22 protein-coding genes and 1 tRNA gene are annotated in these 15,583 nt (G+C 59.5%); 10 read left to right on the top strand and 13 right to left on the bottom strand.

Annotated elements, in window-relative coordinates; genetic code table 11:
• Nucleotides 1–93: 93 nt before the first annotated feature.
• Nucleotides 94–999, bottom strand: coding sequence for a protease HtpX (gene htpX / locus H035_RS0113920; RefSeq protein ID WP_022949576.1), 906 nt, complete (start codon nt 997–999; stop codon nt 94–96).
• Nucleotides 1,000–1,257: 258 nt separating this feature from the next.
• On the opposite strand from htpX, the gene H035_RS0113915 reads away from it, so the two are divergent.
• The 5 genes from H035_RS0113915 to H035_RS0113895 all read left to right on the top strand — a co-directional run bounded on the left by H035_RS0113915 (nt 1,258) and on the right by H035_RS0113895 (nt 5,656).
• Complete coding sequence (locus tag H035_RS0113915; protein WP_022949575.1) at nt 1,258–2,361, top strand: PQQ-dependent sugar dehydrogenase; 1,104 nt, start codon at nt 1,258–1,260, stop codon at nt 2,359–2,361.
• A 67-nt stretch (nt 2,362–2,428) separates the two neighbouring features.
• Nucleotides 2,429–3,403 carry a signal peptide peptidase SppA gene (gene sppA / locus H035_RS0113910; RefSeq protein WP_022949574.1) on the top strand — a complete coding sequence of 325 codons (975 nt, stop codon included), beginning with the start codon at nt 2,429–2,431 and terminating at the stop codon, nt 3,401–3,403.
• Nucleotides 3,400–3,663: a PepSY domain-containing protein gene (locus H035_RS19865; protein ID WP_022949573.1), complete on the top strand. Its 264-nt coding sequence runs from the start codon at nt 3,400–3,402 to the stop codon at nt 3,661–3,663. The genes sppA and H035_RS19865 overlap by 4 nt, the downstream gene beginning before the upstream one ends.
• 8 nt (nt 3,664–3,671) lie before the next feature.
• Nucleotides 3,672–4,691 carry a ribonuclease Z gene (locus tag H035_RS0113900; RefSeq protein ID WP_022949572.1) on the top strand — a complete coding sequence of 340 codons (1,020 nt, stop codon included), beginning with the start codon at nt 3,672–3,674 and terminating at the stop codon, nt 4,689–4,691.
• Complete coding sequence (locus H035_RS0113895) at nt 4,688–5,656, top strand: metallophosphoesterase (protein ID WP_022949571.1); 969 nt, start codon at nt 4,688–4,690, stop codon at nt 5,654–5,656. Before H035_RS0113900 ends, H035_RS0113895 begins: the two co-directional genes overlap by 4 nt.
• Here H035_RS0113895 and H035_RS22515 read toward each other — a convergent pair.
• A complete protein-coding gene (locus tag H035_RS22515; RefSeq protein WP_022949570.1) occupies nt 5,650–6,180 on the bottom strand; it encodes a CDP-archaeol synthase in 531 nt (176 codons plus the stop codon). The two genes, H035_RS0113895 and H035_RS22515, sit on opposite strands and share 7 nt — an antisense overlap.
• Here H035_RS22515 and H035_RS0113885 point away from each other — a divergent pair.
• Both H035_RS0113885 and H035_RS0113880 read left to right on the top strand, forming a co-directional pair.
• Nucleotides 6,179–6,610 (top strand): archease, encoded by a 432-nt coding sequence (locus H035_RS0113885; protein ID WP_022949569.1) that lies wholly within the window; start codon nt 6,179–6,181, stop codon nt 6,608–6,610. The genes H035_RS22515 and H035_RS0113885 overlap by 2 nt on opposite strands.
• A 42-nt stretch (nt 6,611–6,652) precedes the next feature.
• Complete coding sequence (locus tag H035_RS0113880; protein ID WP_022949568.1) at nt 6,653–8,083, top strand: RtcB family protein; 1,431 nt, start codon at nt 6,653–6,655, stop codon at nt 8,081–8,083.
• Nucleotides 8,084–8,128: 45 nt separating this feature from the next.
• Here H035_RS0113880 and H035_RS0113875 read toward each other — a convergent pair whose 3' ends face one another.
• On the bottom strand, nt 8,129–8,791 hold the full coding sequence (locus H035_RS0113875) for a DUF1614 domain-containing protein (protein WP_026596625.1): 663 nt from the start codon (nt 8,789–8,791) through the stop codon (nt 8,129–8,131).
• A gap of 266 nt (nt 8,792–9,057) precedes the next feature.
• On the opposite strand from H035_RS0113875, the gene rpsT reads away from it, so the two are divergent.
• On the top strand, nt 9,058–9,333 hold the full coding sequence (gene rpsT / locus H035_RS0113870) for a 30S ribosomal protein S20 (protein ID WP_022949566.1): 276 nt from the start codon (nt 9,058–9,060) through the stop codon (nt 9,331–9,333).
• A gap of 49 nt (nt 9,334–9,382) precedes the next feature.
• Here the strand turns inward: rpsT and proB are convergent, their stop codons facing one another.
• The 4 genes from proB to rplU all read right to left on the bottom strand — a co-directional run bounded on the left by proB (nt 9,383) and on the right by rplU (nt 12,171).
• Nucleotides 9,383–10,507, bottom strand: a complete 1,125-nt coding sequence (gene proB, locus H035_RS0113865; RefSeq protein WP_022949565.1) for a glutamate 5-kinase — start codon at nt 10,505–10,507, stop codon at nt 9,383–9,385.
• Entirely contained in the window at nt 10,473–11,513 is a 1,041-nt protein-coding gene (cgtA, locus tag H035_RS0113860) for an Obg family GTPase CgtA (protein WP_026596624.1), read from the bottom strand. Before cgtA ends, proB begins: the two co-directional genes overlap by 35 nt.
• A 67-nt stretch (nt 11,514–11,580) precedes the next feature.
• On the bottom strand, nt 11,581–11,838 hold the full coding sequence (gene rpmA / locus H035_RS0113855) for a 50S ribosomal protein L27 (protein WP_022949563.1): 258 nt from the start codon (nt 11,836–11,838) through the stop codon (nt 11,581–11,583).
• Nucleotides 11,839–11,862: 24 nt separating this feature from the next.
• Nucleotides 11,863–12,171: a 50S ribosomal protein L21 gene (rplU, locus tag H035_RS0113850; protein ID WP_022949562.1), complete on the bottom strand. Its 309-nt coding sequence runs from the start codon at nt 12,169–12,171 to the stop codon at nt 11,863–11,865.
• A gap of 151 nt (nt 12,172–12,322) precedes the next feature.
• Between rplU and ispB the strand changes: the two genes are divergently transcribed.
• Together ispB and H035_RS0113840 are read left to right on the top strand one after the other, a co-directional pair.
• Nucleotides 12,323–13,342: an octaprenyl diphosphate synthase gene (gene ispB, locus H035_RS0113845; RefSeq protein ID WP_022949561.1), complete on the top strand. Its 1,020-nt coding sequence runs from the start codon at nt 12,323–12,325 to the stop codon at nt 13,340–13,342.
• A gap of 12 nt (nt 13,343–13,354) precedes the next feature.
• Nucleotides 13,355–13,431: transfer RNA gene (locus tag H035_RS0113840), tRNA-Pro, on the top strand.
• Nucleotides 13,432–13,445: 14 nt separating this feature from the next.
• Here the strand turns inward: H035_RS0113840 and H035_RS19860 are convergent.
• The 6 genes from H035_RS19860 to H035_RS0113810 all read right to left on the bottom strand — a co-directional run bounded on the left by H035_RS19860 (nt 13,446) and on the right by H035_RS0113810 (nt 15,571).
• Complete coding sequence (locus H035_RS19860) at nt 13,446–14,525, bottom strand: tyrosine-type recombinase/integrase (RefSeq protein WP_407635345.1); 1,080 nt, start codon at nt 14,523–14,525, stop codon at nt 13,446–13,448.
• The gene (locus H035_RS22780; protein ID WP_407635344.1) at nt 14,411–14,737 is read right to left on the bottom strand and encodes a helix-turn-helix domain-containing protein; all 327 of its coding nucleotides are present in this window, start codon (nt 14,735–14,737) and stop codon (nt 14,411–14,413) included. The genes H035_RS19860 and H035_RS22780 overlap by 115 nt, the downstream gene beginning before the upstream one ends.
• A gap of 135 nt (nt 14,738–14,872) precedes the next feature.
• On the bottom strand, nt 14,873–15,079 hold the full coding sequence (locus H035_RS0113825; protein ID WP_022949558.1) for a hypothetical protein: 207 nt from the start codon (nt 15,077–15,079) through the stop codon (nt 14,873–14,875).
• Nucleotides 15,076–15,198, bottom strand: a complete 123-nt coding sequence (locus H035_RS22615; RefSeq protein WP_022949557.1) for a hypothetical protein — start codon at nt 15,196–15,198, stop codon at nt 15,076–15,078. Before H035_RS22615 ends, H035_RS0113825 begins: the two co-directional genes overlap by 4 nt.
• The gene (locus tag H035_RS0113815; RefSeq protein ID WP_022949556.1) at nt 15,198–15,383 is read right to left on the bottom strand and encodes a hypothetical protein; all 186 of its coding nucleotides are present in this window, start codon (nt 15,381–15,383) and stop codon (nt 15,198–15,200) included. Before H035_RS0113815 ends, H035_RS22615 begins: the two co-directional genes overlap by 1 nt.
• A complete protein-coding gene (locus H035_RS0113810) occupies nt 15,383–15,571 on the bottom strand; it encodes a hypothetical protein (RefSeq protein ID WP_022949555.1) in 189 nt (62 codons plus the stop codon). Before H035_RS0113810 ends, H035_RS0113815 begins: the two co-directional genes overlap by 1 nt.
• Nucleotides 15,572–15,583: the final 12 nt, after the last annotated feature.

The raw sequence follows: 15,583 nt of genomic DNA, 5'->3' as shown, positions 1-15,583 counted from the left end.
CTGAATCGTTTTCGTACCGCATGAGTCGCAGGCCGGGAAAATAACTTACACAAAAAAAAGCGGCCCTAAGGCCGCCAAATAGGGAGTAAGCGGTTAGCGCTGAATTTTTTGCAGCGCCGCGATCCGCTCTTCGAGCGGGGGGTGGCTCATGAAAAGGCGCATGAGTCCCTGTCCGATGGCGCCGCTGATGCCGAAGGCCGCGAATTCCCCCTGCAAGTCGCGGGGTTCGGCGTTCCGACGCAGCGCCTGAAGGGCGGCGATCATCTTATCGCGTCCGGCCAGCCGGGCGCCGCCGGCGTCGGCGCGAAATTCCCGCCAGCGCGAGAACCACATCACCACCATGGAGGCCAAAATGCCCAATACCATCTGGGCTACCAACTGGGTGATGTAATAGGCCGGACCGTAGCCGACATAGCCGCCTTCCTCGTCTTGGGATTGGAACAAGGTACGGTCCACCACATGGCCGATGATGGTGGCGAAAAAGTACACGAAGGTATTGACCACCCCTTGAATCAGGGTCAGCGTGACCATGTCTCCGTTGGCGACGTGACTGACCTCGTGGCCCAGCACCGCTTCGATTTCCTCGGCGCTCATGGATTGCAACAAGCCGGTGCTGACCGCCACCAAGGCATGGTTCTTGTCCATGCCGGTGGCGAAGGCGTTGGGCTGGGGACTCTGAAAGATCCCCACCTCGGGCATGCCGATCCCGGCCTGGCGCGCCAGATGTTCCACGGTGGAAAGCAGCCAGGTTTCGGTCTGGTTGTGGGGACGGTCGATGAGGTGGACCCCCATGGAGGTCTTGGCCATCCACTTGGAAATCACCAGCGAAATGAATGACCCCGACATGCCGATGACGGCAGAGAAGATGAGCAAGGCGTTCAAATTCAGGTGAACCCCCTGCCTGTCCAGAAACGTGCCCAGCCCCAGCCACTGAAACACGATGCTGATCATCAGCAGGATGGCGGCGTTGGTCGCCGCAAACAATAGAATGCGTCGCATAGGGTATGGATCCTCCAACAAGATTACGATTGACTAAATGGGGGTTGAAGGGGCGCTTTTCAAGCGTAAAAAAGCGGCAAATTCGCTGCTGGGAAGGAACATGCATTGAATCGCCCAAACAAGGCGCCTATTGGGATAGCTTCGCCGGTACGCTTGGGGAGTCGATGGGAATGGGGCATGGAAAACGGTTCCGGCTTGAATATGGCCGAGCCGAAAGTCGATAATTGATCGAAGCTAACCCGATTGAGGAGGGCGGCAATGAGAATTCTGTTTGCGCTGCTGTTTAGTTTGGCCTGGGCAGTAGAGGTATGGGCGGTTCGAGATCCGGTGGAATCCTTGATCAAACTGCCTCCGGGCTTCCAGATCGAGCTGTTTGCCCGGGATATCCCCAACGTCCGCTCCATGAGTTTGGGCGACGACGGCACGATTTACGTGGGCAGCCGCACCGCCGGCAAGGTGTATGCGCTTCGCGACGAGAACGGAGACGGGGTGGCCGAGCGCCGGTACGTGATCGTCGAGGACTTGACCATGCCCAACGGCGTGGCGTTTTATCAAGGCGATTTGTATGTGGCGGAAGTCTCGCGGATCCTGCGTTTCCCGGATATCGCCCGGCACTTGGCCGATCCGCCCGAACCGGAGGTGGTTTACGATGCGTTGCCGACCGATTTGTGGCACGGCTGGAAGTATCTCCGGGTGGGGCCGGACGGCAAGCTCTATACGAACGTGGGGGCGCCGTGTAATATCTGCTTGTCGAAAAACGATATCTATGCCACCTTGGTGCGTCTCGATCGGGATGGCGGCGGTTTGGAAATCGTTGCCCGCGGCGTGCGCAACAGTGTCGGCTTCGACTGGCATCCCGAAACGAAAGAGTTGTGGTTCACCAATAATGGTCGCGATTGGCTCGGTGACGACCGTCCGCCGGACGAACTCAACCGCGTCTCCGAAGCGGGGCTCCATTTCGGCTATCCTTACTGCCATGGGGGCGACATTCCCGACCCCAATTACGGCAAACTGGCACCTTGCAAGGACTTCGAGCCACCGGCCTGGCGTTTCGGAGCGCACGTGGCGCCCCTGGGATTGCGATTCTACACGGGAGATCAGTTTCCCGCCCGCTATCGAGGGCAATTGTTCGTCGCCCAGCACGGCTCCTGGAACCGCTCCGAGCCGGTGGGATACAAAGTAGTCTGGCTGGAATTCAAGGACGGTGAACCGGTGGCGGAGCATGTATTCGCCGAGGGTTGGCTGCGTCCGGACGGCGAGTCCTTCGGGCGGCCGGTGGATATCTTGCAGCTTCCGGATGGCTCCCTTTTGGTCTCCGACGACCAGCGCGGGGTGATCTATCGGATTTATTATCAAAAATAGCGTCGTTTTGCAGACGTTCAGGTAGTTTAATCGACAATTATATTTGTCAATCATTCCTGGAGGAGAAATGGCACAGGAATCGGAGACCCGGTCGGAAAAGTCCCCGCAAGAGTCCCCCTGGGAGCGGGATGTGCTGGAGAAGCTGGCGCTGGAGGGGATCGCCGAACGGCGCCGGGCACGCCGTTGGAACATATTCTTCAAGCTGTTGTTTTTCGCCTATTTGGTGGCGATCACCGTGAGCGCCTTGCGGCCGTGGCCGGAAATGGTGCGCCCGGACGGCAAGGTCACCGCCCGGGTGGATGTCAAAGGCATCTTGATGGAGGACTCCCGGGCGAATGCCGAAACCCTTATCAAAGGGCTGCGGCGCGCTTCGTCCGCCCCGAATGCCCGGGGAATTTTGCTGAAGATGAATTCTCCCGGAGGAAGCCCGGTTCAAGCGGCCTATGTTTACGAGGCGATCCGCCGGATCAAGCAAGAAAAACCGGATTTACCCATCGTCGCCGTGGTAACCGACGTGTGCGCTTCCGGTTGTTATTACATCGCGGCGGCGGCCGATAAGATCTATGTCAATCCCGCCAGCGTCGTCGGTTCCATCGGGGTTATCATGAACGGCTTCGGGCTGGTGGAAACCCTCCAAAAGCTGGGTGTCGAACGGCGTCTGCTGACCGCCGGTGAACACAAAGCGCTGCTCGATCCTTTCTCGCCGGTCAACCCCGAAGAAAAGGCCCATGTCCAACGGCTGCTGGACCGGATCCATCGCCAGTTCATCGATGCGGTGAAACAAGGCAGGGGCGAGCGCCTCAAGGACGATCCGGACTTGTTTTCCGGCTTGGTTTGGACGGGAAGCCAAAGCGTCGATTTGGGCTTGGTCGACGGAATCGGTGATAGCCGCTATGTGGCCGAGGAAATATTCGGCGCCAAGAAAATCGTCGATTTCACGCCCAAGGAAGATGTGCTGGAACGGCTCAGCCGCCGGATCGGGACGACCCTGGGAACCACTCTGGGGCAGGTCTTGACGAACGGCTGGGGAGCCTTGCGGTGAGGGGCAAACGAATCTGGAAAGGCTTGCTGCTTTGTCTGTTGGTCGTGGGGCCGATGATAGCGGAAGCGATCGATCTGGATAAGGCCGCCGAGCGGGTGCAAAAGAAAATCGACGGACGGGTATTGGGGGGGAAATCGGTGACCGAAGACGGGCGCACGGTTCATGTCATCCGGGTGTTGACCCCGGATGGGCGGGTGGTGCACATCCGAGTGGACCAGGAAACCGGCAGAATTCTCAACCCATCTGCTACCGAACGCTGAACGTCTCAGTGAAACCGAGTTTCCAGCTCCAACTGGTCAACGATCCCTTCGGCGATCCGGCGCTGTATGTGGAGTTTTTGTTTCGAAAGCGGGCCATTCTTTTCGATTTGGGGGATATTCATGCCCTCGCCCCCCGCAAGTTGCTGCGCTTAAGCCATATTTTCGTCTCCCATGCCCACATGGATCATTTCTACGGCTTCGATTACCTCCTCCGGGTTTGTCTCGGCCGGGCCAAGACAATCCATCTGTACGGGCCTTCCGGATTCATCGATCGGGTCGAACATCGCCTGGGCGGTTATACTTGGAATCTGGTGGAGAACTACGTCGACGAGCTGGTTTTCCGGGTTCAGGAATGGGACGGCGGAGACACCATGCGGTGCGCGAAATTCCGCTGCCGGCATCGATTCGCCCGCGAATCTTTACCTCCGGAAAGGGTAGCGGAGGGGGAGCTGCTCAAGGAACCCGGGCTCAAAGTGCGCGCCGCGGTCCTCGATCACAAGATTCCCTGTTTGGCATTCGCCTTGGAGGAATCCCGGCACGTCAACATCTGGAAGAACCGCTTGGACGAGTTGGGTCTTCCCACCGGTCCCTGGTTGCAGGCGCTCAAGCAGGCGATTTGGCGCGGCGAGCGCGATGACTTTCCCATCGAGGCGCGATGGCGCGAGAATGGCGTCGCCCAGATGCGGCGTTTCACCCTGGGCGAGCTGAAGGAAAAAATATTGCGCATCGTTCCGGGGATGAAGGTCGGCTACGTGGTGGATACGCTTTACAATGAACCGAATCTGCGCCGTCTGAAGTCGTTGCTCGAGAGCGTGGATTGTCTCTACATCGAAGCCGGTTTTGCCCGGGATGCGGCCGATTCCGCTGCGGAAAAATATCACCTGACCGCCGCCCAGGCCGGACAAATCGCCCGTCGGGTGGGGGCCAAGCGCATGGTGCCGTTTCATTTTTCCGCGCGTTACGCCGGGGAGGAGAACCCGCTCTACCGGGAAGCGGAAGCCGCCTTTTCCGGTATGTCTTGCCCATGAACGATAGGTTCGAATCCCAAATCGATAAGGCGCTCATGACCCGGCTCGAACGCCGAATCGGCCGCGTCCATCTGAATCAGCGCCTGGGAATGGAACAGGATTTTGAACAGCGGGTGTTCGGTGGTGTCGGGCGTAATTTCTTCCATCTCGAAAATTGGTATTCGGTCCACGGCGTGATTCGTCACGTGCTTCGCCTATGCGGCTTGCACGGACGGGGACGGCGCAACGCCCGGCGTATCCGGGTCCTTCGCAACGAGGTCTACCTGCCCCGTTTGTCGGCTTCGTTCGAGGGTTTTACTCTGCTGCATTTGAGCGACCTGCATTTGGATATGTGCCCCAATCTGCCGGATGCCCTGATTGCCGCCGTGCAGGGTCTGAATTACGACGCCTGCGTCTTGACCGGCGATTTCCGCGCTCGCACCTTCGGCCCCTGGCAGCCGGCTCTGGATGCCTTGGCGAGGGTCGTGCCCCATCTGCGCCAGCCGTTGTACGGAGTTTTGGGCAATCACGATACCGTCCGGATGGTGCCGGGCTTGGAGGATTTGGGGATCCGGATGCTGATGAACGAGGCGATACCTCTCCGCCGTGAGCATACGGAGATCTACCTGGCCGGCATCGACGATCCCCATTATTATCGCGCCGACAGTCTGGAAAAGGCGGTTGAATCGATTCCTCAAGGCGCCGTGAGCCTGCTCTTGGCCCATTCCCCGGAGATCTATCGCAACGCCGCCTACGCCCGTTGCGATCTGATGCTGTGCGGCCACACCCACGGCGGGCAAATCTGTTTGCCCGGCGGCATCCCTTTGATGCGCAATGCCCGCGCGCCTTATGCGTTATGCGCCGGTCCCTGGCGTTACGCCGGTTTGCAGGGCTATACCTCGCGCGGTTGCGGGGTGAGCGTGGTGGACGTGCGCCTCAACTGTCCGCCGGAGGTGACCTTGCATACCTTGCGCCGCGCTCAGTAGGGGCGTTTGCGGATGCCCAAACGATACAACAGGGGCGAAAGAGAGACTTCCGCAATATAGAAGACGGCCACCAACAGTCCGATCCGATCCCAGCCCAAGGCGAAATGGGCATTGACCGCCCACAGGGGCAGCAAGCTTTCCGGAATCTGATCCAAGCCCGGCGCCGTGTCGCTGGCTTGGACGCCGAGCCGGCGTTTGACGAAACTGGACAGAAGATCGCCGGCCATCGCCGCCGCCGCCACCCACGCGCCAAGCGTCCATGGGAAGCCGATCAGCGGTGCCGTGATGCCGGTGGTGAAAAGGGAAGCCAACAGACCGCGCCAAGTTTTGGCCGGCCCCAGAAGAAAACGCCCATCCGGCATAACGGCCCCGCAATCCACCGGCCAGGCGAACCGCTCCTTGAACAGATCCCACGCCACCACCGGCGCGCCGTTGGCGACCAATAGCAGGATCAGCAGCTTGATTTCCAGCATGGCGTCCCCAAATTTATTTTTATTGCCGTCATGATAGCAGGGGGTAGCCATGGGCTGTTCTACGTGGGAACATTTCGAACACATGGCCGATATCGGCGTGCGTGGGTTCGGGGATACACCCGCCGAGGCATTCGCCCGGGCGGCGGTGGCGATGACCGCGGTGGTGACCGATCCGGCCGTCGTGGCGCCCCGCGATACGGTGGAAATCGAGTTCGGACGCGACGATGAAGGCGATCTGGAACTGTTGCTGGTGGATTTTCTCAATGCGGTGATTTACGAGATGGCGGTTCGGGGAATGCTCTTTTCCCGATACGACGTCCGCATCGACGATCGGCATCTTCGCGCGACCCTTCGGGGCGAAGCGGTGGATCGAGCGAAACACCAGCCGGCGGTGGAGGTCAAAGGGGCTACCTACACCGAATTGAAGGTGGCGAGGTCGGCGCAGGGCGGCTGGTTGGCGCAATGCGTGTTGGATGTCTAGAGACCGCATTTTGATCGGAAATAAAGGTTGCAGGAGACACCAATGGATACCAGCAAACTCGAGCGGGTGGATGAATATCTCTGGCGGATTCCCCCATCCGGGGACATGCGCGCGCCGGTATTGATTTTCGCTGACGAGGAGTTGATCGGGTCGATGGACGCCAAAGTGGCGGAGCAGGCCGGCAATGTCACCAAGCTTCCGGGAATCGTCGGGGCCTGCTATGTGATGCCCGACGCCCATTGGGGGTACGGTTTTCCCATCGGTGGGGTGGCGGCCTTCGATCCCAAACAAGGCGGCGTGATTTCCGCCGGCGGGGTGGGGTTCGATATTTCCTGCGGGGTTCGAACCCTGGCTACGGGACTCCACCGGCAAGACATCGAGCCCCTCGCCAAGGAATTGGCCGATGCCTTGTTTGCCACGGTACCCGTCGGGGTGGGCAGCCGCGGCAACATCAGCCTGAGCGACCGGGAAATGGAAGCGATGCTGTCGGGGGGTGCGCAATGGGCGGTGGCGCAAGGATACGGGCGCCGCGAAGATCTGGAACGGATCGAGGAAAACGGTCGCATGAAAGGCGCGGTGCCGGCGGAGGTTTCGCCTCACGCCAAAAAGCGTCAGCGCCGGGAAATGGGCACTTTGGGATCCGGCAACCACTATCTGGAAATCCAGGTGGTGGACCAAATCTACGACTCGAAGGTGGCCGATGCCTTCGGTCTTCACCCGGACGAGATCGTGGTGACCATCCACTGCGGTTCGCGGGGTTTGGGGCACCAGATCGGTACGGAATACTTGAAGAAAATGCAGCAGGCGGCCGCCCAGCACGGAATCCAGCTTCCCGATCGGGAGTTGGCCTGCGCGCCGTTGGCGTCGCCGGTGGGCAGAAGCTATTTGGGCGCGATGCGGGCCGGGATCAATTGCGCCCTGGCCAATCGCCAGATCATCACCCACTTGGTGCGGAAGGTCTTCGCCGAATGGCTACCCCAAGCCGATCTGACCCTGATTTACGACGTGTCTCACAACACCTGCAAACAGGAAACCCACGTCATCGACGGGGAATCGAAGGAGGTCTTCGTGCATCGCAAGGGAGCGACCCGCGCTTTCGGTCCGGGGCATCCGGCGATACCCGAGCGTTTGCGAGCGGTGGGACAACCGGTGATCATCGGCGGGTCCATGGGGACCGCGTCTTATATTCTGGTGGGGACGGAGAAGGGAGAGAAGCTGTCTCTAGCCTCGGCTTGTCACGGCGCGGGAAGGGCGATGAGCCGCCGTCAGGCCACCCGAACCTGGAAAGGTCAGCAGGTGGTGGGGGCATTGGCGCGCCAAGGCATCGTCATACGCAGCCCATCGCTGCGCGGGGTGGCGGAAGAAGCGCCCGATGCTTATAAAGATGTGGATGCGGTGGTGCAAGCCGCCGATAAAGCCGGCTTGGCCAGGTTGGTGGCGCGTCTGAAACCGATGATTTGTATCAAAGGTTAGGTTGGTTGATATTTGGATAAACCCAGCTGCAAATGTCAACGGAATCTAGCTAAGCAGAACCGCCAATATGCCGGTCATGAAAATACCGTCGAAGGTGCCGGCGCCGCCGATGGAAGCGATGGGCGCGCCGAGAGTGCGGATATCCTTAAGGCGCAGAAGATCGGCGCCGATCAGAACGCCCAATGTGCCGCTGATGTAGGCGAAGGGCGCCCGGTGATCGTCTCCTAGAAGAAGCGCCAGGCTGGCCGCGGTCAGCGGTGCGACGAGCATGGGCATGCCGATGCCCAGTCCTGGGATGGGACGGCTGAGGAGATGACTGATCGCGGCGACGATCGCAATCCCCAAGCCCAACATTTCAAGAGGGAGGTTCAAGCGGCTGACCAGATAGATCGAAAACAGCAGCGGAATCAAACACCCGCCCACGTTGACGGCGATCACCGTCTTGCCGGTGAAGGGCCGAGGAGGCAAACGCAACAAGCCGAAAGGCGTTTCGATCGCTTCGGGCGGAGGAGACGATCGCAGCGTAAACATTGGCAGATTGATTCCGCTGCCCAGCAGCGACCCCAATAACATCAAAAAGGTCGCCTCGGGCGACAACCCCAATTTTTCGAAGGTCAGGGAAATCAGGTGCAGCTGGACGAAGACCAGCAAAAACACCAGCAGGAAGAAAAATATTAAAAAATGGGGTAAAGAAAAAGGGGCGCGCATCTTGATCGATCCCTTGCCCGAATGTTTGCCTGTGAGCTGCAAACACATATTTTGGCATAGCCGGTATGAGATACCAATTCCGACGTTTTCGCCGGTTCTCTGTGCGCGGCGGGTGGAGTAAAAAAGAAGGGTTTTGGAAAAGCGAGGTTGGACCGCCGTTAGAATCCGGCAGGCGGAGAATTCTAGGGCGATAATGCGTTGACAAGGATGGGATTTGTCTAAATAATATAAAGTTTATTTAAAACAACGGTCAAAAGGGGATCGATTTGGCTAACATAGCATCAGCTAGAAAACGCGCGCGTCAAGCACAGAAACGTTATTTTCTCAACAAGGCCCATCGGAGCCGCATGCGCTCTTTCATCAAAAGCGTGACCAAGGCGACCGAGAAGGGTGACTTGGAAGGGGCCCGGGAAGCCTATCGGAAAGCGGTCCCCGTGATCGATTCGATGGTGAACAAGGGCATCTTGCACAAGAACAACGCCGCCCGTACGAAAAGCCGTCTCAATGCCCGGGTGAAGGCATTGTCCCAGGCTTCCGCCTGATTATTCCAAGTTGTGCCGGCCGCGGGCTTCCCGCCTGCGGCTTTCTCGTTTAAAGCAAGACCAGATTGTCCCGGTGGATCAATTCCGGTTCGTCCACGTAGCCTAGGATCGCGGCGATCCGATGGCTGGGTTGGCCGTGAATCTGGCGCGCTTCCTGAGCGTCGTAATTGATCAATCCTCGGGCGACTTCGTACCCCTCCTCGCTGAGACAGCTCACCACGTCGCCGCGTCGAAAGCCGCCTTCCACCTGGCGCACCCCGATGGGCAACAGGCTTTTGCCTTCCTGTCTAAGGGCGCGGACCGCGCCCGCATCGAGGATCAGGCGTCCTTTGACCTGGAACTGGCCGATCAGCCAGCGTTTGCGGGCAATCAGGGGTTCGCTGTCGGGGATCAAAAACGTCCCCAGCGCTTCTCCGCGAAGCAGGCGCGGCAGGACGTCCGGCTCCTGGCCGCCGACGATGATCGTACCGGTGCCGGAGCGGGCCGCCAAGCGGGCGGCCCGGACCTTGGTGATCATGCCGCCGCGACCGAGGCCGCTGCGACTGCCGCCGGCGATCCGATCCAGGTGCGGGTCGTCGACGCTGATTTCGGAAATGCGCCGGGCGTCGGAGTATAACCCCGGGTCTTTGTCGAACAGCCCCGGCTGATCGGTCAAAATGACGAGAAGATCGGCTTCGATCAGATTGGCCACCAGCGCGCCCAGGGTGTCGTTGTCGCCGAAGCGGATTTCGTCGATCACCACCGTGTCGTTCTCGTTGACGATGGGCACCACGCCGTGGCTGAGGAGGGTGGTCAGGGTGCTGCGGGCGTTGAGGTAGCGCTGCCGATGGGCGGTATCCTCGTGGGTGAGGAGAATTTGGGCGGTGCGGCGTCCGTGACGCTGGAATTGGGTCTCGTAGGCTTGGATCAGTCCGGTTTGGCCGACCGCGGCGGCGGCCTGGAGTTCGTTCAGATTTTGCGGGCGGACGCGCCATCCCAAGCGTACCATGCCTTCGGCCACGGCCCCGGATGAAACCAGCAGGGTGGGGCGGTTGTCTCGCCAAAGCCCGGCGATCTGATCGGTCCAGCGGGCCAGGGCTTCGGTGTCGAGCCCGCGGCCGCCCCGGGTCAGCAGAGAACTGCCGATTTTGACGATAATCCTACGAGCTTTCGGGAACCTTTCCCGGGTCCTCATCGGGAGACTCCAAAAAATTTATGACGGCGTAGATGAGATCTTGAATCCCCGCGCCGGTCACCGTCGAAATCTTGAAAGCCGGACCTTGCCAAGCCAGGCTTGTCAGTATGTCATGGGCGCGGGATCGGACTTCATCCGGCGGCAAGAGGTCGATTTTGTTCAATACCAGCCAGCGGGGTTTTCGGATCAGTGCGTCGCTCCATTGCTCGGCTTCCCCGATGACCTGGCGCGCCGCTTCCGCCGGATCCTGTCCGTCCAGAGGGGCGATGTCGATCACGTGCAGGAGCAAGCGGGTGCGGCCCAAGTGCTTGAGAAACTGAACCCCCAGCCCCGCGCCTTCGGCGGCGCCTTCGATGATGCCCGGAATGTCGGCGACGACGAAGCTGCGCATCCGATCGACCCGGACCACTCCCAGATTGGGATAAAGAGTGGTGAAGGGATAGTCGGCCACTTTGGGGCGCGCCGAGGAGATGCGCCGGATGAGGCTCGATTTGCCGGCGTTGGGCAGGCCCAGAAGCCCCACATCGGCCAGCAATTTCAGTTCCAGCTTGAGGCGGCGGTGTTCGCCCGGCGTGCCGGGGGTGGCCTTGCGCGGGGTGCGGTTGACGCTGCTTTTGAAGTGGATATTGCCCAAGCCGTGCCGGCCGCCCTTGGCGACGAGCAGGGTTTGACCGGGCTCGGTGAGATCCCCGATCAATTCGCCGGTATCGACGTCGTAGACCAAGGTGCCCGCCGGTACCGGAATGCGGCAGTCTTCGCCCCGCTTGCCGGTCATCTGGCGGCCCATGCCGTTTTCTCCGCGACCGCCGCGGTACATCCGTTGGTGGCGGAAGTCCACCAGGGTGTTGAGATGCTCGCTGGCGACCAGATAGACGTCGCCCCCGTCCCCGCCGTCGCCCCCGTCGGGGCCGCCTTTGGGAATGTATTTCTCGCGCCGGAAGCTGACGCAGCCGTTGCCGCCGTCGCCGGCCTCCACTCGAATTTCCGCTTCGTCGACGAATTTCATGTCAACCAACAAAAAAGCCCCGTCAGGGACAGGGCCTTTCTCTCAAGTCGGATCGTTGAGCGAACGGTCAAGCGGGAACCACGTTGACGAATTTGCGTTTGTTCGGTCCCTTGACTTCGAAGACTACTTGTCCGTCCTGCAAAGCGAACAAGGTGTAATCCTTGCCGCAGCCCACGTTTTCGCCCGCGTGGAAACGGGTGCCGCGCTGACGGACGAGGATGTTGCCCGCTTTGACCGACTGGCCGCCGAAACGCTTCACGCCCAGGCGCTTGGAGATTGAATCGCGGCCGTTGCGGCTGCTGCCGCCTGCTTTTTTGTGTGCCATGGTATTGTCCTCCTGAAAGCGGGTTTAGGAGATGTCCGTAATTTGGACTTCGGTATAATATTGGCGGTGACCTTGGTGCTTCATGTGGTGCTTGCGCCGTTTGAACTTGATGATGTTGATCTTTTTGCCGCGACCGTGGGCAATGACCTTGGCGCTGACCTTGCCGCCCTCCAAATAAGGCGCGCCGGTTTTGACGCCTTCGTCGGAGCGGATCATGAGGACCTTGTCGAAGGCCACCGTTTCGCCTTCGGACGCGTTCAACTTTTCGACTTTCAACCGGTCGCCGGCACCGACCCGGTACTGTTTCCCGCCTGTTTGAATTACCGCGTACATCGCTGTGTGCTCCCTATCGATAGCTGTTGATGTTCCAGCATAAACGAGAGAATATACCTTTTCGATTAAATTTGGTCAACTTATACCAAGTATTGTATTATTCCGCTATTTACCGGATACATCCATCCATGACATATAAGCTTGCCGGTCTATGACGGTGATCTCAGCTCCCTCGGAGGAGACCAATAATAATTACTCGGCGCGAGGCTTCGATCGGATACGCTCGCTGGTGGCGGATCAGGTCCAGTCCGTGGATCGCCTGATTCTCGGCGAGCTCAGTTCGGATGTCGTTCTGATCAACGAGATCGGTCGATACATCGTCAACAGCGGAGGCAAGCGCCTGCGCCCCTTGCTGCACCTTTTGGCGACGAATGCGCTGGACTATCGCGGCGATCATCACATCACCCTGGCGGCGGTGATCGAGTTCATTCATACCGCCACCTTGCTCCACGACGATGTGGTGGACGAGTCCGATCTGCGCCGGGGCAAGGATACCGCCAATGCGGTCTGGGGGAATGCCGCCAGCGTGCTGGTGGGGGATTATCTGTATTCCGCCGCCTTCCGGATGATGGTCCGCCTGCAGCGGCTCAAGGTGATGGAAATCATGTCCGAGACCACCACCGCCATTGCCGAGGGCGAGGTGCTGCAGCTCCTCAACGTCAATAACCCGGCCACTTCCGAGACCAAATATTTGGAGGTGATTTGGCGGAAAACCGCGATTCTGTTTAGCACCGCGGCGCGTTTGGCGGCGGTGTTGACCGACGCACCCAAGGAGGCCGAGGACGGTTTGGCCCGCTACGGCATGCATCTTGGCATCGCCTTCCAATTAATCGATGACGCGCTCGACTACAAGGCCGACCAGGAGGCTTTGGGCAAGCATCTGGGTGACGATTTGGCCGAAGGCAAACCCACCTTGCCCTTGATTTACGCCATGCAGCAGGCCACCCCCGCCGGTGCGGCGGTGATTCGGCGCAGCATCGAAGACGGGGATCGAAAGGCATTTCCCGAGGTCTACAAAGTGATTGAATCCACCGACGCAATCGCGTACACTGTGGAGCGTGCCAGGGAAGAGGCGGACAAGGCCATTCTGAGCCTGGCGCCGTTGGCATCCTCGCCGTACAAGGACGCGATGGTCGCTTTGGCGGAACTTTCCGTGCAACGATCCCACTAACCGATATCGCTTCGGGGTGTAGCTCAGCTTGGTAGAGCGCTGTCTTCGGGAGGCAGAAGTCGCTGGTTCAAATCCAGTCACCCCGACCAATTAAATCAAAGGGTTATCCCGAAACCCGCCGCTTGCTCGAATCCCTTGTGTGACCAAATCGTGACGTAGGCGCTTCCAGTGCCGCCACCGCTGCGCGCACGTTATCGGGCGCCAAATGGGCATATCGCATCGTGATCCGAATATCGGAATGGCGCAGCAGTTCCGCGACTTCCCGAATCGATACACCCGCCTGGACCAGCCAAGCCGCACACGTATGCCGCAAATCGTGGATATGAAAATCCTCAATCCCGACTTTCCGGCATGCGGTATCAAAGCTTCTCCGTAATGCCTTAATGCGCGTTCCGTTCTTGTTGCAAAACACCCACGGCGACGCCGGGCAAAACTCGGCCCTGAATCGGGCGCGTGATAGAATGGCCTCGCGTGCTTCTCTGTTTAGCGGAACACTCCCAACCTTTCCGCTTTTCTGGTGGGCGGCCTCCAGGTATACCAGACTCGCCTGGAGGTCGACCCGACGCCATTCAAGCCCTAACATCTCGCCACGCCGCATCCCGGTATTCAGCCCGAGCCTGATGAAGTCGGGAAGATGAGGGGCTTTCGGCTCCTGGCTTGCGGCGGCAATCAGTGAGGCCGCTTCCGCCCGAGTGATCCATCTGATCCGGCCTTCCGGTTCCTTCGGCTTTCGACCAATCACGGGGTTCGGAACATCCCAGCCGAGATCACGCCGCGCCCAATTCAGAGCCGCGGATAACGTTCCCAGTTCCTTATTGATCGTCCCTGGCGCCGCGCCATCATGCCGCCGCTGAGCGATATATTGCGTGATGTCGACAGGGGTGAGCGTGTGCAACTCGCGCCCGGTGAAATGCGGTGCAAGCCGCTTGATGCTGTAGCGGTCGCGTTCGCCTCCGCCGCGTTTCGTTGGTGTGACTGCGCTCAAGTATTCCAACATCAGTTCATCGAATGTTCTCGCCGGCTGTTCGTCCCATTTCGATGTCCGATACGCCTCGAGCTTCCATTTGCTCAGGAGCGCTTCGGCTTCCCGCCGGTCGGCAGTTCCAGTACTGCGGCGAGTTCTTTTGCCGCTTGCGTCGGTGTACGAAGCCCACCAGTAGGGCGAGTCCTTGCGTTTGTAGATCCCGTCTTTGTCTTTTCGTGGCATTGCTTATCCTCCTTTGGTTGGCAATGCCCCGCGCGTGTGACGCTTGAATTATGCGCGGAGCAGGCGTTTTCCTTCAACCATTCTTCCAGTACAAAGACCGGGATCCGTTGGCGGCCGCGGACTCGGACGGTGGTCAACTCGCCATCCTCGACCATCCTGCGTATCGTTCGCTCCGATACCTCCAACATATTGCCGGCGGTGCCGAAGCCGACCGCGAGCTTTGCTGTTTCGGTCATTTCTTGTTTCTCCCTTAGGCAATCAAAAATCGGTGATGCGATAGGGCCCGCTGTAATTCGTCCAGATCAGCATGCCGACTTCGAGTCTCATGATCTTTGGTTCCTTTCCTGCATGTGCTCCAAGATTCGGTCGAAGTCGATGGCTTGGAGCGCGCTTTCGGCCGTCTGGATGGCTTCTTCGATCCGGCCCTGGCGCAGGTCGTGGGCGATGAACGCCAGGGCTTGGGCGGCGATCTGGAGATCGGTGCCTTTGCGGATCGGGCGGACGCAGTTGTTCAGGTAGGGGGTGTTCATGGGTCGTCCGGGTCGAGTCCTTCCATGCGGTCGATGATCCGGCCGGCGATCGTCCCGACGATGAAGCCGAGGATCAGCCAGAGAAGCATGCCAAGCACAATGGATACGATGATGCCCATTACTGACCTCCTCTTTGGAGTTCTCCGGCCAGGTGTTCGGCGAGTGCGCGGCGGGCCATGAGGAGCAGCCCCCTGGCGGCGATGGCGTTTCCCTGGTTGAATCCGGCCAGTTGGTCTTCGGTCTCTTGGATGGAAACGAGGGCGTTTTTTAGCGTGTCCAGGCGTTTCAGGTACTCGGGTTTCATCACTTACCTCCAGGCAGCGTTTTGAACTGGCATTTGTGGCGGGGAATCTTCTGGATGCCGGCATTGGTATGCCGAGGGCGAAATTCGATGTTCCCGCGCCGGTCGGAGTAGAGTCTTTGCCCGATGAATCGGGCGAATCCGTCAAGCTCGATCAGCTTTGTTTGCTCCGGGATCTGGACCTTGCACATATCAGCTCCCCA

The organism is Methylohalobius crimeensis 10Ki, assembly GCF_000421465.1.
GTDB lineage: Bacteria > Pseudomonadota > Gammaproteobacteria > Methylococcales > Methylothermaceae > Methylohalobius > Methylohalobius crimeensis.
This window is presented reverse-complemented; position numbering and strand designations above follow the sequence as displayed.